8 protein-coding genes and 2 pseudogenes are annotated in these 15,504 nt (G+C 70.1%); 3 read left to right on the forward strand and 7 right to left on the reverse strand.

The genetic code is table 11. The annotated features are described in order from the left end of the window. Nucleotide 1 precedes the first annotated feature (1 nt). The 3 genes and pseudogenes from JIAGA_RS0103380 to JIAGA_RS36320 all read left to right on the forward strand — a co-directional run. Nucleotides 2-1,009, forward strand: coding sequence for an inorganic phosphate transporter (locus tag JIAGA_RS0103380; RefSeq protein ID WP_026874576.1), 1,008 nt, complete (start codon nucleotides 2-4; stop codon nucleotides 1,007-1,009). 552 nt (nucleotides 1,010-1,561) lie between these two features. Beyond that, a pseudogene (locus JIAGA_RS27295) lies at nucleotides 1,562-5,020 on the forward strand (ThuA domain-containing protein); the annotation flags it as partial. 45 nt (nucleotides 5,021-5,065) lie between these two features. Beyond that, nucleotides 5,066-6,520, forward strand: a pseudogene (locus JIAGA_RS36320) (3-keto-alpha-glucoside-1,2-lyase-like domain-containing protein); the annotation flags it as partial. A 99-nt stretch (nucleotides 6,521-6,619) separates the two neighbouring features. On the opposite strand, the gene pstB reads toward JIAGA_RS36320, so the two are convergent. The 7 genes from pstB to JIAGA_RS27305 form a co-directional block, all read right to left on the reverse strand. Continuing rightward, nucleotides 6,620-7,399, reverse strand: coding sequence for a phosphate ABC transporter ATP-binding protein PstB (gene pstB / locus JIAGA_RS0103390; protein ID WP_026874577.1), 780 nt, complete (start codon nucleotides 7,397-7,399; stop codon nucleotides 6,620-6,622). A gap of 17 nt (nucleotides 7,400-7,416) precedes the next feature. After that, a complete protein-coding gene (gene pstA, locus JIAGA_RS0103395; RefSeq protein WP_026874578.1) occupies nucleotides 7,417-8,517 on the reverse strand; it encodes a phosphate ABC transporter permease PstA in 1,101 nt (366 codons plus the stop codon). After that, nucleotides 8,517-9,470, reverse strand: a complete 954-nt coding sequence (gene pstC, locus JIAGA_RS0103400) for a phosphate ABC transporter permease subunit PstC (RefSeq protein WP_026874579.1) — start codon at nucleotides 9,468-9,470, stop codon at nucleotides 8,517-8,519. The genes pstA and pstC overlap by 1 nt, the downstream gene beginning before the upstream one ends. A gap of 121 nt (nucleotides 9,471-9,591) precedes the next feature. Further along, nucleotides 9,592-10,740 carry a phosphate ABC transporter substrate-binding protein PstS gene (gene pstS, locus JIAGA_RS0103405; protein ID WP_035812037.1) on the reverse strand — a complete coding sequence of 383 codons (1,149 nt, stop codon included), beginning with the start codon at nucleotides 10,738-10,740 and terminating at the stop codon, nucleotides 9,592-9,594. A gap of 215 nt (nucleotides 10,741-10,955) precedes the next feature. Continuing rightward, nucleotides 10,956-11,849 (reverse strand): NUDIX hydrolase, encoded by an 894-nt coding sequence (locus JIAGA_RS0103410; RefSeq protein WP_035813342.1) that lies wholly within the window; start codon nucleotides 11,847-11,849, stop codon nucleotides 10,956-10,958. Next, nucleotides 11,846-13,399, reverse strand: coding sequence for a CYTH and CHAD domain-containing protein (locus JIAGA_RS34260; protein ID WP_051425652.1), 1,554 nt, complete (start codon nucleotides 13,397-13,399; stop codon nucleotides 11,846-11,848). Before JIAGA_RS34260 ends, JIAGA_RS0103410 begins: the two co-directional genes overlap by 4 nt. Continuing rightward, complete coding sequence (locus tag JIAGA_RS27305) at nucleotides 13,396-15,474, reverse strand: RNA degradosome polyphosphate kinase (protein WP_051425653.1); 2,079 nt, start codon at nucleotides 15,472-15,474, stop codon at nucleotides 13,396-13,398. The genes JIAGA_RS34260 and JIAGA_RS27305 overlap by 4 nt, the downstream gene beginning before the upstream one ends. Nucleotides 15,475-15,504: the final 30 nt, after the last annotated feature.

Here is a 15,504-nt window from a genome sequence, read left to right on the forward strand (position 1 = left end):
CGTGGAGCTCGCGCTCATCATCACGGTCATCGTCGTCGCTCTGTCCTTCGACTACACCAACGGCTTCCACGACGCGGCCAACGCGATCGCCACGTCCGTCTCCACCCGCGCACTGACGCCGCGTGCCGCGCTGATCATGGCGGCGACGATGAACCTCATCGGCGCGTTCCTCGGCACCGGCGTGGCACAGACCGTCGGTGCCGGCATCATCGAGGCGCCACAGGGCGACGGCGGACTGCTGGTGGTGCTCGCGGCCCTGCTCGGCGCCATCACCTGGAACCTCATCACCTGGTGGTTCGGTCTGCCGTCGTCGTCCTCGCACGCGCTGATCGGCGGCCTGATCGGTGCCGCGCTGGCGTCGATGAACGACGTCAAGTGGGATGGCATCCTCGACAAGGTCGTCATCCCCATGGTGGCGTCGCCCCTGGTCGGTTTCCTCCTCGCGTTCCTTCTCATGACCGCCATCCAATGGACCTTCCGGCGCGCCCACCCGGGCCGGGTCAACCGCGGCTTCCGGGTGGCGCAGACGCTGAGCGCGGCGGCGATGGCGCTCGGGCACGGGCTGCAGGACGCGCAGAAGACGATGGGCGTCATCACCCTGGCGCTGGTGGTCGGGGGGTACCAGAGCGGCTTCGACGTCCAGTGGTGGGTCATCGTGGCGGCGGCGTCGGCGCTGGCGCTCGGCACCTACGCGGGTGGCTGGCGCATCATGCGCACTCTGGGGCGGCGCATCGTCCACCTCGACCCGCCGATGGGCTTCGCAGCGGAGGCGGTGGCCTCAGGGGTGCTCTACACGACGGCCTTCGCGTTCCACGCCCCGATCTCCACGACGCACACCATCACCTCCGCGGTCATGGGCGTCGGTGCCACCCGGCGGCTGTCCGCGGTGCGTTGGGGTGTCGCGGGGAACATCGTCACCGCATGGGTGCTGACCATCCCGATGGCCGGCCTGGTGGCGGCGGGCTGCTACTGGCTGCTGCACATCCTCCCGGGCCTGAGTTCGATCTGAGGCGCGCCGGCTCCTTCGGCTCTCCGGGGACGTGCGGCGCCCGGCGCCCAGGTGGTCTGCTGTCAGCTACCACGATGCATGACAACGCTCCGAGCGTGCCGTGTCGTGCGGCCCGGCCGAGCTGGGCGAGGCGATGATCAGGTGACCGCTCGCGCTGAGTTGGTGTGTCGAGGTCATCTGATCGTGGCCGGTCCACATGCTGGAGACGATCAGGTGACCGGGCACGCACCGTCCCCGCGTGCGGTCGTCACCTGATCGTCGCCACTGACCTGATCAGGTGACCCATCGACGATCAGGTGGCAGTCGCGGCACCGGGCGACCGGGCATGGCGTCGCGGTCGGCGGGTGACAGGCTGCTCGGCGCCGACCGGATTCGGCGAATTGCGCGATGGATCACGTTGATCCCTTGACAGCGGGGACTGATCACGGCCACCCTCTCAGAGGGTAAGCGCTTTCCACATCCTGACGCCGACGTTGGATGGAGTACCGAATGCGCCGATCGAGCCTGTTGGCAGCCCTGGGTGCGAGTTCCCTGGTCATACCCCTGGCCGGAATCCAGGCCGCCGGGGCCGAAGACCCCGGTGTCGAAGTCCCCGCCGCCGAGACAACCGAGACGACCGAGACCGACGAGACGATCGAGGCCGGCTTCCGGGCCCTGGTCTTCTCGAAGGTCACCGGCGACGCGCACGAGTCGATCCCGGCCGGCCAGGCGGCCATCGAGCAGCTCGGTGTCGATCACGACTTCGAGGTCGTGCTCGCCGACGACACCGTCCTCTTCAACGACGCCGACCTCGCCACCTTCGACGTCGTCGTCTTCAACAACACGCACTCCACGGCGGACAGCGGCGACCTGCTGTCCGCTGAGGAGCGCGAGGCGTTCACCCGGTACATCCAGGACGGCGGAGGCTACGTCGGACTGCACTCCGCGGCCGACTCCGAACCGACGTGGGAGTGGTACGGGGGACTGGTCGGGGCACGCGTCTCCAGCCATCCCGAGTACGCCGAGACCGGCGGCACCCATCCCGGCCGGGTCACGGTGCTCGACCAGGTCCACCCGTCCACGCAGGAGCTGCCGCAGTTGTGGGAGCGCTCGGAGGGGTGGCTCAACCTGGAGCCGAACCCGACCGGTGACGTCCACGTCCTGGCCGAGGTGAAGCAGCGCGACGGCATCCCCGACATGGACACCGGCGTGCACCACCCGTTCTCCTGGTGTCAGGTCTACGACGGCGGCCGGTCCTGGTACACCGCCGGCGGGCATGCCGCCGCCGCGTTCGAGGAACCTGCCTTCGTGGGCCATCTGCTCGGCGGCATCCAGTGGGCGGCCGGCGCCGTGCCCGGCGACTGCGGAGCCACCGACGAGGACAGCTTCGCGATCACCCAGCTCACCGATGATCTGGCCGACCCGTTCGAGCTCGAGGTGACACCGGACCGCCGGGTCGTCTACATCCAGCGCACCGGGCAGATCAAGATGATCGACCAGGAGACGCTGGAGGTCAGGACCATCGGGGACCTCGAGCTGGGGCTCAGCACGGCCCGGCACTCCGACGGCCTGACCGGCTTCGCTCTCGACCCGGATTTCGCCGACAACGGCTGGTTGTACGTGATGTACTCCGACCCCGACGTCGCGCAGATCAACATCTCCAGGCTCACCTTCGACTTCGAGGCGGACCTGCTGGACATGGAGTCCGAGCAGCGCCTGCTGGAGTTCCCGACCTGGCGCAACGTAGGCCTGGCCAACGTGCACATGGGCGGTGCGGTCGAGTTCGGACCGGACGGCAGCCTCTACGCGTCGATGGGCGACAACACCGACTTCTCCCAGTCGGGGAACTTCGCGCCCATCGACGAGCGGCCCGACCGCGCTCCGTGGGATGCGCAGGCCACCTCCGCGAACACCAACGACCTGCGCGGCAAGGTGATCCGGATCGTCCCGACGGACGACGGCGGCTACGAGATCCCCGAGGGCAACCTGTTCCCGCCGGAGACCTCCGACCCGGAGCTGACCCGGCCGGAGATCTTCGCGATGGGCTTCCGCAACCCGTTCCGGATGACCGTCGACCAGCAGACCGGCGACGTGCTCGTGGCCGACTACGGCCCGGACGCCACCCAGCCCAACCCGAACCGTGGGCCGGAGGGCATGGTCGAGTGGAACGTGGTCAGTGAGGCCGGCAACTACGGCTGGCCGCACTGCGTCGGCAACAACATCCCGTACATCGACTACGACTTCGCCACCGGGCAGTCCGGCGAGCCGTTCGACTGCGCCGGCGGACCGGTCAACGACTCCCCGCACAACACCGGCCTGCAGCAGCTCCCGCCGGTCCAGGAGGCCTACGTCTGGTACTCCTACCAGCAGTCGCCGAACTTCCCCGAGCTCGGCGCGGGTGGCGCGGGTCCGATGAGCGGCCCGGTGTACGACTATGACCCGGAGCTGGAGTCGGACACGAAGTTCCCCGAGTACTACGACGGGAAGTGGTTCGTCTTCGAGTACGCGCGGCACTTCTACAAGACCATCACCCGCGTGGAGGAGGACCTGGCGTTCGAGAACGAGGAGTTCGACCCGGTGGCAGCCGGCGACCTGCTGGCGATCAACCCGTTCCTCGACTCCACGACCTTCCGCGGTCCCTTCGACGCGACGTTCGGCCCGGACGGCTCTCTGTACGTCATCGACTTCGGCTCCGGCAGCGGTGCCGGCCGCGGCGACGTGAACGAGGGCGCCGGGATCTACCGGATCGACTACGTCGGCGGCGACCGGCCACCCGTCGTCCAGGCGTCCGGAACGCCGACGTCGGGGCAACTGCCGCTCACCGTCGAGTTCTCCAGCGAGGGGACCAACCACCCGGCCGGGCTGCCGATGACCTATCACTGGTCCTTCGGCGACGGTGCCACCTCGGACGAGCCGAACCCGTCACACACGTACACCGAAGCGGGCAACTACACGGCGCTGCTGACGGTCACCGACAGCAGGGACCGCAGCTCCGTCGCGGCGGTCCGGATCTCGGCCGGGAACAGCGCACCGGAGGTGGACTTCAGCTGGCCGCCGCACGGCGGCTTCTACGACTGGGGTGACAACGTCGCCTACGACGTGACGGTGCAGGATGCCGAGGACGGGAGCACCGCGGACGGGTCGATCGCCTGCGACAGCATCGTCATCGGTGCGCTGCTCGGCCACGACCAGCACCAGCACCCGCTGGACAACTACCCGAACTGCACCGGCACCATCCCCACCATCACCGACGGCGGGCACGGGCTGGACACCAACCTCTACTACGTCCTGGAAGCAACGTTCACCGACGCGGGTGCGCCGGGCGTCCAACCGCTCACCAGCGGTGATTCGGTCCGGCTCAACCCGAAGCGGATGGAGGCGGAGCACTTCGCCGCCTCCGAGGGCGTCACCGTCTACGCCCGTCCGCAGGCCAGTGCCGGGGCGCGGCTCGGTGACATCACCGACGGCGACTGGATCCGGTTCGACCCGGTGAACCTGACCAACATCGACTCCCTCACGGTGGGCGCGTCCTCCGGCGGCCTCGGCGGCACCATCGAGGTGCGCCGCGACAGTCCCGACGGCGAGCTGCTCGGATCGGTCGACGTGCCGGTCACGGGCAACTACGACACCGTCGTCGAACGGACCGGCGATCTCACCGATCCGGGCGACACGTTCCCTCTGTATCTGGTGTTCCGCAACGACGAGTGGGCCTCCGGCGGTCCGGACCTGCTGGCTCTGGACTGGCTGCGGTTCAACGGCGCCGGTGTCACCGACCGGAGCGGCCCGCAGGTGACGGTCGAGGCGACGCCGGAGCAGGGTGAGGCACCGCTCGAGGTCACCTTCACCGGCTCGGCCACCAGCCCCGAGGGCGCCGCGATCACCGGGTACTCCTGGGACTTCGGCGACGGCGCCACCGCGGACGAGGCGAACGCCACGCACACCTACGCCGAACCCGGCGAGTACCTCGCGGTGCTGACGGTCACCGACGACGAGGGCCGGACCGGCTCGGCCGGCGTGCACATCACGGTCACGGAGCCACTGCCGGAGTGCCACGACGAGGGCGTGGACGAGTTCGACGCCGAGGCCCTGGATCTCGGCTGCTGGTCGTCGATCGTCCGCCACGACCCCGAGGGGTACCAGCTGTCGGACGGACAGCTGGTGCTGCCGACGGCGCACGGCGACATGACCGGGTCGCAGACGGACGCCCCGAACCTGATCATGCGGCCGGCGCCGGGCACCGCGTGGGAGGCCACCACCCGCGTCAGCATCGAGGCGAGCACTGCATTCCAGCAGGCCGGTCTGGTGCTGCACGCCGGCGACGACGACTTCGCGAAGGCGGTGGTGATGGCTCGTCCGGACGGCACCCGGAGGATGTCCTTCTTCACCGTCGCGGCCGGGCAGGAACGCAACACCGCCGCGGACTACGTGGCCCTGCCCTCCGATTTCCCGACCACCTTCGACCTGCGACTGACCAGCGACGGCCTGCAGGTGACAGCGTCGTACTCGGTCGACGGGGAGGAATGGACGCCGCTGGGCCGGCCGTACGGGCTGAGCAGCGGGCCGGCGTGGAACGTCGGGCTGGCCGCGATGTCCGGTGGAGGCGGCGACCCGAACATCCCGGTCGTGGACGCGTCGTTCGACTGGTTCCGGCTCACCGGGGCCGAGCCCCAGGTGTGCCCGGAGCCGGAGCCGCCGGCAGGCTTCACCTCGCTGTGGGACGGCCAGACACTCGACGGCTGGCAGATGGTGGGCAACGGATCGTTCACCGTCACGTCGGACTGCACGCTCATGAGCCGGGGCTCCGGTGGCCTGCTGTGGTACACGCCGGAGGCGTTCGGCGATTTCCACCTGCAGCTGAAGTACCGGATGAACAACCCGACCGACAACTCCGGTGTCTTCACGCGCTTCCCGGCGCCGGTGGACTGGGAAGGGCCGTGGGTTCGTCAGCCGGACGACAGCGTGCGCGGCTACGAAGTGCAGATCGAGGACAACCCGAACGGCGGTGACCCGCAGAAGACCGGCTCGATCTACAACTTCGCCACCATCACCGACGTGCTGGCGAATCCGATCGGGGAGTGGAACACCTACGAGATCCGGGCGGTGGGCCAGACGTACACGGTGACCCTCAACGGTGAGGTCGTGAACACCTACACCGGGGACGGCAGCCGGGACCTACTGGGCCACATCGGGTTCCAGAACCACCACGACGGCTCCGACGTGGAGTTCCGGGACGTGTGGATCGCCGACGTCGAGCCGTCGGCGTGCCCGGAGCCCGACACCCGGGAGACGGTCGTGGTGGGCGGTGTCGACAGCGGCGTACCCAACCGGGTCACCGCCGACGGCTGCACCATCAACGACCTCATCGACGACGAACGCGTCTGGGAGTCGCATGGTGCGTTCGTCCGCCACGTCGACGAGGTCGCGGCGCAGTTGGTTGCCGACGGCGTCATCGACGATCGGGAACGCGGCCGGATCGTGCGAGCCGCGGCGCAGTCCGGGACCGGGCGAGGAGCGGTGCCCCGGGTGAGGTGACCCCGTCGGCACAATGAGCGCCGGCCGCTTCGCCACGCCGCAGCGTGGTGGAGCGGCCGGCGTGTCGGCGCCCAGCCGCCGAACGACCGAGGCGGCCGATCAGCCGAAGCGGCCGGAGACGTAGTCCTCGGTGGCCTTCATCCCGGGGTTGGTGAAGATCTTCGTGGTGTCGTCCATCTCGATCAGCTTGCCCGGCTTGCCGGTGCCGGCGATGTTGAAGAACGCCGTGCGGTCGCTGACCCGGGCCGCCTGCTGCATGTTGTGCGTCACGATGACGATCGTGTAGTTCTGCTTCAGCTCGCCGATGAGGTCCTCGATGGCCAGCGTCGAGATCGGGTCCAGCGCCGAGCACGGCTCGTCCATGAGCAGCACCTCCGGCTGGACGGCGATGGCGCGGGCGATGCACAGGCGCTGCTGCTGGCCGCCGGAGAGGCCGGAACCGGGCTTCTCGAGGCGGTCCTTCACCTCGTTCCAGAGGTTGGCGCCCTTCAGCGACCGCTCGACGACGTCGTCGGCCTCCGACTTGCGCATCCGGGTGCTGTTGAGCTTCATGCCGGCCAGGACGTTGTCGCGGATCGACATGGTGGGGAACGGGTTGGGCCGCTGGAACACCATGCCGACCTGGCGCCGGACGGTGACCGGGTCGACGTTCGGGGCGTAGAGGTCCTCGCCGTCGAGCATGACCTTGCCCTCGACGCGGGCACCCGGGATGACCTCGTGCATCCGGTTGAGGGTCCGGATGAAGGTCGACTTGCCGCAGCCGGACGGCCCGATGAAGGCGGTGACGGAGCGGGCCTCGATCGCCATCGACACTCCCTCGACCGCGAGGAAGCTGCCGTAGTAGACGTTGAGGTCGCCGACGTCGATGCGCTTGGACATGTGGAGGATCCCTTGCTCTAGCGTCCGGTCTTCGGGGCGAACAGGCGGGCGATCAGCCGCGCGATCAGGTTGAGCAGCATCACGATCAGCACGAGCGTGAGCGCTGCCGCCCAGGCCCGGTCGAAGCTCGGTTGCGGGACCGAACCCGACAACGGCCGCATCGCCTGACTGTAAACGTAGGCCGGCAGCGACATCATCCAGTCGGAAAACGGATTGCTGTTGATCGACGACGTGAAGCCGGCGGTGACGATCAACGGTGCGGTCTCGCCGACGACGCGGGCGATGGACAGCGTGATGCCGCTGGCGATGCCGGAGATGGCCGTCGGCACCACCACCTTGACGATGGTGCGCCACTTCGGGACGCCCAGCGCGTACGCGGCCTCCCGCAGCTCGTTCGGCACGATCCGCAGCATCTCCTCGCTGGAGCGCACCACGACCGGGATCATCAGGACCGACAGTGCGACGGCACCGGCGAAGCCGTTTCGGGTGCCGACGCCGAACAGCACCGCGAACAGCGCGGCGGCGAACAGGCCGGCCACGATGGACGGGATGCCGGTCATGACGTCGACGAAGAACGTGATGTAACGGGCCAGCCGGCCGCGGCCGTACTCCACCAGGTAGATGGAGGTCAGCAGGCCGATCGGTACCGAGATCAGGGTGGCCAGGCCGGTGATCAGGAAGGTGCCGAGCAACGCGTGGTAGGCGCCGCCGATGAAGGCCGCCTCACCGTCGACGGCTTGCTGGTCGTTGAGGCCGGTCACGTTGCGCATGGACGTGGTGAGGAAGTCCAGGCTGAACCGGGCCATACCGTTGTCGACGACCGACCAGGCGACGGAGATCAGCGGGATCAGCGCCAGCCCGAACGCCGTGTAGACGAGCGTGGTGACCAGCTTGTCGGTGGCCTTGCGCCGGCCCTCGACGACCCCGGAGACCGCGGTGTTGGCCACCGCGAAGATCACGACGGCGAACGCGACGAACATCGCCCACGAGAAGCCGATGACGGCCGACAGCCCGGCGCCGGCGGCCACCGAGGCCGCCAGCACGATCGGCGTCGTGGCCCGGGGCAGCTGGTTGTGTGCCAGCGAGCTGGTGGTGGGGGTCCTGGTGTCGACGCTCATCAGTTGGCCCCCGAGAATTCCTTGCGCCGCGACACGATCCAGCGCGCGAACATGTTGACCGCCAGCGTGATGGCGAACAGCACCAGGCCGGCGGCGATGAGGGTGTTCGTCTTCAACCCCGAGGACTCGGGGAAGTCCAGCGCGATCTCGGCGGCGATGGTGTTGTTGCCGCTGGTGACCATGGACCAGGTGAAGCCGCCGGTCGACAGCACCATGGCGACGGCCATGGTCTCGCCGAGGGCCCGGCCCAGGCCGAGCATGATGCCGCTGATGATGCCGGGGCGCCCGAACGGCAGCACCGCCATCCGGATCATCTCCCACCGGGTGGCGCCCAGGGCGAGCGCCGCCTCCTGGTGCAGCGTCGGAGTCTGCAGGAACACCTCGCGGGAGATGGCGGTGATGATCGGCAGGATCATGACCGCGAGCACGACGCCGGCGGTGAGCATGGTGCGGCCGGTGGCCGAGGCGGGACCGGCGAAGATCGGGATGAAGCCGAAGTTGTCGGCCAGCCACACCCAGGCACCCTGGACCCGCGGAGCCAGCCACTGGATGCCCCAGAGGCCGTAGACGACGCTCGGGATGGCCGCCAGCAGGTCGACGACGTAGCCGAGGCCCTGCGCCATGCGGCGGGGCGCGTAGTGCGAGATGAACAGCGCGATGCCCAGCGCCAGCGGGGTGGCGACGATGAGCGCGATGATGGCCGCGGCCAGCGTGCCGAAGACCAGCGGCCAGACGTAGGAGAAAAAGCCTTCGCCGCCGTCGATCTCCGACGCGTCGGCCTGGAACGCCGGCAGCGCCTCGACGATCAGGAACGCAGCGACGCCGGCGAGCACGACGAGGATCAGCACGCCGGCGGTCCGGGTGGACCAGGTGAAGATCCGGTCGCCGGGGCGGGTCTTCGCCCGGGGTGTGTCGGACGCTTGCCGCGGCGGCGGGTTCGCGGTGGTGGTCACGTGGTCAGCTCCAGGTCGTGGAGATCACTCGGGTCATCCGGACACACCGCCGCGCCGGTCGGTCCACCCCGAGGGGCGAACCGGCCGGCGCGTCGGATTCCGGTCGGGCACGAACAGGGTCTCAGCCGACCTCGATGGCTTCGACGACGGCCTGAACCTCCGCCTGCAGCTCCGGCGAGATGGGCGCCGAGCCGGCCGCTTCGGCGGCCGCCTGCTGGCCCTCGTCGCTGGCCATGTAGCCGACCATGCCCTTCACCAGGTTGCCGGTGTTCTCGTCCGCGTAGGCGGTGCAGACCACCGTGTACGAGATCAGGACGATCGGGTAGGCACCGGACTCGGTGGTGTCCCGAGCCAGCTCGATGACGATGTCGTTGTCGGCCCGGCCCTCGGCGCGCGGCGAGGCGTCGACGACGGCGGCGGCGGCCTCCGCGGAGTACTCGACGAACTCCTCGCCGACACCGATGGCGGCGGTGGTGCGGTCACCGACCGCCGCGGCGCTGGCGTAGCCGATGGTGCCCTCGGCGGCGTCCACCGCCTGCAGCACGCCAGGCGTCTGGGCGCCGGCCTCACCCGGCAGCCCCGCCGGCCAGTCACCGCTGACCTCGTGGGGCCAGGCCGACGGCGCGGCCGCGGCCAGGTACTCGACGAAGTTCTCGGTGGTGCCGGACTCGTCGGAGCGATGCACCGGCGTGATGGCGAGGTCCGGAAGCGTCGCCTCCGGGTTGTCCGCCGCGATGGCCGGGTCGTTCCAGTTCGTGATGGTGCCGCCGAAGATGTTCGCCAGCGTCTCCGGGCCGAGCTGGAGGTTCTCCACGCCCGGGAGGTTGTACGGCACCGCGATCGGGTCGATGAACAGCGGCAGGTCGACGGCCGGGGCGCCGCACGCGGTCTCGGCGGCGGCCAGCTCTTCCTCGTCGAGGGCGGCGTCGGAGCCGGCGAAGGCGACCGCGCCGGAGGTGAACTGCTCGCGCCCGGCGCCGGAGCCCTCGGGTGCATAGTTGACGGTCACGTCCGGGTTCTGCTGCTGGAACCCGGCGATCCAGGCCTGCATGGCGGATTCCTGCGAGCTCGCGCCCGCACCGTTCAGGTTGCCGGACAGCTCGCTGGTGGTCTCGCTGCCGCCGTCGCCACCGGAACCTTCTGTCTCCGAGGACTCCGTGCTGTCGTCCGTGCTTGTGTCGGGGTCCGAACCACAAGCGGCCAGCACCATGGCTGCTGCACCGACCATGGCGACCGGCGCCAGCCGGCGGCGCGCAATGCTGAGGTTCACGTCTGGTGTCCTTCCTGGACCTATTCGTCCTTGCGTAACGCTAGAAACGTAGGTTTCCGAGATGACGCCGTGACCCGCCCCGAGTGAACGAGGAATGAACGGATGGCGCAGAGAAATCGACGTCTCCCTGACGTTGTGATGGCGGTCACGTGAACGGGCCGAGTGTCCGGTTGCGGTGAGGTCACGAACCGCCGCTGAGGGTGGTCACGGCACGGTCACGCCGCGTCGAGGCGGTGCCGGTCGACCGCGACCACGGCGCCGTCGTCATCGTGGTGCAGAACGGCGAACTCGGAGGGTTCCAGGGTGTCGCCGGGCTCGGCTCCGGCGGCCTCGAACAGCACGGGCAACAGCGGGCGATGCGAGCACACCAGCGCCGGCCCGTCGGCCAGCAGCGTGCGGATGAGATCGCCGGTCGGCTGTGCCGCGGATCCGGTGCGCAGGCTCTCCTCGGCCAGCGACGGCTCGAGCTCGAGCGTGACGCGGTGCTGCCGCGCGTAGGGCCGCACCGTGTCGACGCACCGCACGGCGTCGCTGGAGAGCACGCGGGACGGCGCCAGCGCGGCGAGCACCGGCACCAGGGCCGCGGCCTGGCGCTGGCCCGAGGCCGACAGCGGCCGCTCGATGTCCGGGCCGGACCAGTCGGGGCGGCGGACGGCCTGGGCATGCCGCAACAGCACCAACGGTGTGGTGCGCACCGGGGCTGCCAGGGCGGCACGTGCCAGGTCGGCGTCACGTTCGTACGTCAGACGCTGCAGAGCGTCCTCGACCGGCAGGAAGACGACCTCGTCGACCTCGTCGTCCGGTTCGCGTGGACCGGCGGTGGCGTCGGCCTCGGCCAGCCAGTAGTGCACGAGCTTGGGTCGGCCCGCCACGTCGTAGCCCTGTGTGGGGAGCCGGCGCCCCAGCCGGACTTGATGGCCGGTCTCCTCCCACACCTCGCGCGCCGCGGCGGCGAGTGGATGCTCGCCACGGTCGACCTTGCCCTTGGGCAGTGACCAGTCGTCGTACTTGGGCCGGTGGACGAGGCAGATCTCCAGGTCACCCGGTCGCTTGCCCGTCCGCCACATCACCGCCCCCGCGGCGACGACGGTGCCGCGGCGCGGGCTCACGTGGCAAGCCACCGGCGCCACTTGGCCCGCCGTACCCGCGGCCACACCTCGGCGAACCGCTCCCGCGCGGCATGGACGTGGCTCCGCTCCAGCGAGGCGAGCACGCCCAGCGCGAACGCGGCGTCGGACGACGCCTGGTCGGAGTTGGCCAGTTCACGGGCGGCGGCGGCCGCCTGAGCCGCGTCCTGGTGCTCGCCGAGGATGTCGGTGAGCTTCTCCACCTGCTTGGCGAACGCCGCGGCGTCGTCACCCATGGTCGGTGCGACCGCTTCCGCGGCGTACCGGGTCCGTTTGGCCGCCAGCCGGGCGGCGTGCCACTGCTCGTCCGGAGAGTCGTCCGCCAGCTCGGCCGCGGCGTCGTCCAGCCGGCGCCACGCCTTGTCGACCAGAGGTGGCAGGACCTCGCGGGCGGGGCGTTCGGCGTCGGTGCGGACGCGGGGGCGGTCGGCAGCCCGGACGAGCTGGTGCTGCAACGAGAGGTACCGGCGGGAGTCGAGCAGTTCCCCGATATGCGAGCGGGCGTCGGCGACCTTGCCGCCCAGCACCTCCGCCAGCACCAGCCGGACCTCGGCGGCGGGCAGGTCGGGCGGCAGGTCGTCGCAGTGCCGCTCGAGCCGTTCGCGGAGCACGTCGCCTTCGCGCACCGTGCCGAGGCTACGGGCGAACCAGGCCAGCTCGACGCGCAGCTGCTCTGCCCACGCCTTGCCGAGCAGCGGCCGGAACGTGCGCAGGCCGCTGCGCAGCCGGCGGGCCGCGACGCGCAACTGGTGCACCGCTTCGGCGTCGTCGGGATCGCGCCGGAACGCGATGTCGGCCGCGCGCAGAGCCCGGATGTGCTTGGCCAGATACGCCACCAGGGTGTCGCGGGCCGGGTCCTTCGGTCGCGGCGAGGCGGGTTCCGGCACCTCCGGGGGCGCGGCGGCGTTCGGTCCCAGCGCCCGCACCGCCTTGGCGACGAACTCGCCGCCCACGGCGCCGGCACCGCTCAGCTCGGCGGCGACGGCGTCGACCAGCGGGCCACCGGCGCGTTCCTCCAGTTCCAGCTCGCGGAATCGGGCCGCGACGGCGCCGTCGGTGCCGACGACGTGCACGGTGTCGTCGACCAGCTCGGCGACGTCGGCGTCGGCGGACCGGATGAGCTGACGGACCCGGGTGGTCCGCAGCGTGGACACCAGGCCGAGGGGCGCGTCGCGGACGATCACCCGGACGATCGCGGCCAGCCCCGGCGGCGGGTCGCCCGGCACGTCCAGCGGCAGCCGGACCTCGTCGCGTGCGCCCGGGCGATGGGGATCGACGGGGAGCTTGAGGTGCCACCCGTCGTCGTCGCCGCCGTGGGCGACCCTGCGGCGCAGCGTGATGCCCTCACGGGCCAGCCTCAGATCAGGAGTGTCGTAGTACGCCGATTCCAGCTCGACCTCGCCGAGATCGTCGATGGCGGTAACGCCCGGCAGCGCGGACAGGTCGGGGATGTGGAACAGGCCGTGCACGCGGAACTTCTGCTCGACCTCACGGACGGTGCGTGGTCGGGCGGTCTGCTCCGCACGGCTCACGTGGTGGCCTTCCGCCGCTGCTTGCGTTCGATCAGTACCCGTTGCAGATCGGTCAGCGGTTGGCCGTCGTCGGTGCTGTGTACCCGCTGCCAGGTGCCGTCGGACAGCAGGCGCCAGGACGCCGTGCCGGGATCGAAGGCGAGGTCGAACAGCCCGTCCAGCTCCTGCAGGTGTTCCGGCCGGCGCAGCCGCACCAGCGCCTCGACCCGGCGGTCGAGGTTGCGGTGCATGAGGTCGGCCGAACCGATCCAGTGCTCGATGTCGCCACCGTTCTCGAACGCGAAGATGCGCGAGTGCTCGAGGAACCGGCCGAGGACGCTGCGGACCCGGACGTTCTCGGAGAGGCCGGGCACGCCGGCGCGCAGGCTGCAGATGCCGCGCACCCAGATGTCGACCGGCACGCCGGCCGTGGACGCGTCGTACAGCGCGTCGATGATGGTCTCGTCGACGAGACTGTTGAGCTTGAACCGGATCCGCGCGGGCCGGCCGGCCAGGTGGTGCTCGATCTCGCGGTGGATCCGCTCGACGATGCCGTTGCGCAGGTAGTGCGGCGCCACCAGCAGCCGCTGGTACTGCGACTCCAGCGAGTACCCCGACAACGTGTTGAACAGGTGGTTGAGGTCTTCGGCCACCTGCTCGTCGGCGGTCAGCAGGCCGAGGTCCTCGTAGAGCCGCGCTGTGCGCGGGTGGTAGTTGCCGGTGCCGATGTGGCTGTACCGGCGGATGGTGCCGCCGGCTTCGTCGCGCACCACCAGGCACAGCTTGCAGTGCGTCTTCAGCCCGACCAGGCCGTAGACGACGTGGACACCGGCCTGCTCCAGCTTGCGCGCCCAGGTGATGTTCGCCTGCTCGTCGAAGCGCGCCTTGATCTCGACGACGGCGAGCACCTGCTTGCCGGCCTCGGCGGCGTCGATGAGGGCGTCGACGATGGGGGAGTCGCCGCTGGTGCGGTAGAGCGTCTGCTTGATGCCCAGCACCCGCGGGTCGGCCGCGGCCTGCTCGACGAAGCGCTGCACGCTGGTGGAGAAGGAATCGTACGGGTGGTGCACCAGCACGTCGGCCTTCGAGATGGCGGCGAACATGTCGGCCGGCGACGCAGACTCGACGTCGCGCAGGTCGCGGTGCGTGGCCGGCAGGAACGGCCGGTACCGCAACTCGGCCCGGTCGAGGTCGGCGATGGCGTGCAGCCCGGTGAGGTCGAGCGGGCCGGGCAGCGCGAACGTCTCGCCGTCGTTGACCCCCAGTTCGCGCTGCAGCAGGTGGAGCACATGCGGGTCGACCGTCTCGTCGATCTCCAACCGGACCGCCGGGCCGAAGCGGCGCCGCATCAACTCCCGCTCCATGGCGGTGAGCAGGTTCTCGGCGTCGTCCTCCTCGACCTCGACGTCCTCGTTGCGAGTGACCCGGAACGTGTGGTGCTGCAGCACCTCCATGCCGGGGAACAGCTGGGACAGGTGCGCGGCGATGACGTCCTCGAGCGGCACGAAGCGCTGCTCGGCCACCGGCAGGAAGCGCGGGAAGTTGGGCGGCACCTTGACCCGGGCGAAGTGCTCGGTGTCGTTGCGCGGGTTGCGCACCACGACGGCGAGGTTCAGCGACAGCCCGGAGATGTACGGGAACGGGTGCGCCGGGTCGACCGCCAGCGGCGTCAGCACGGGGAAGATCCGCTCGCTGAACAGCCGGCGCAGCCGCACGTGCTCGGCGTCGTCGAGATCGTCCCAGCGGGCGATGTCGATGCCCTCCTTCACCAGCGCCGGCAGCACCTCGCTGCGGAAGCACTGGGTCTGCCGGGCCATCAGCTCACGAGTGCGGTCCAGCGTGCGCTCCAGCACCTCGCGAGGCATCAGACCGCCCGCGGACGGGAACGCGACACCGGCGGCGATGCGGCGCTTCAGGCCGGCCACCCGGATCATGTAGAACTCATCGAGGTTGCTGGAGAAGATCGCCAGGAAGCGGGCGCGTTCGAGCAGCGGGAGATCGGGATCCTCGGCCAGCTCCAGCACCCTGGTGTTGAAGGCGAGCCAGGACAGTTCCCGGTCGAGGTACCGCTCCTCCGGTGTGATCGGCTCGGCCATGAGACAAATGCTGACACGTTCGGGTTAACG

Origin of the sequence: Jiangella gansuensis DSM 44835 (genome assembly GCF_000515395.1) — a bacterium.
In the GTDB taxonomy this organism is placed as follows: Bacteria; Actinomycetota; Actinomycetes; order Jiangellales; family Jiangellaceae; genus Jiangella; species Jiangella gansuensis.

Excerpts from the sequence above, each read along its gene's own strand:
- pstA (WP_026874578.1), bottom strand. The coding sequence starts at position 8,517 with ATGAGCGTCGACACCAGGACCCCCACCACCAGCTCGCTGGCACACAAC.
- JIAGA_RS27305 (WP_051425653.1), bottom strand. The coding sequence starts at position 15,474 with ATGGCCGAGCCGATCACACCGGAGGAGCGGTACCTCGACCGGGAACTG.
- pstB (WP_026874577.1), bottom strand. The coding sequence starts at position 7,399 with ATGTCCAAGCGCATCGACGTCGGCGACCTCAACGTCTACTACGGCAGC.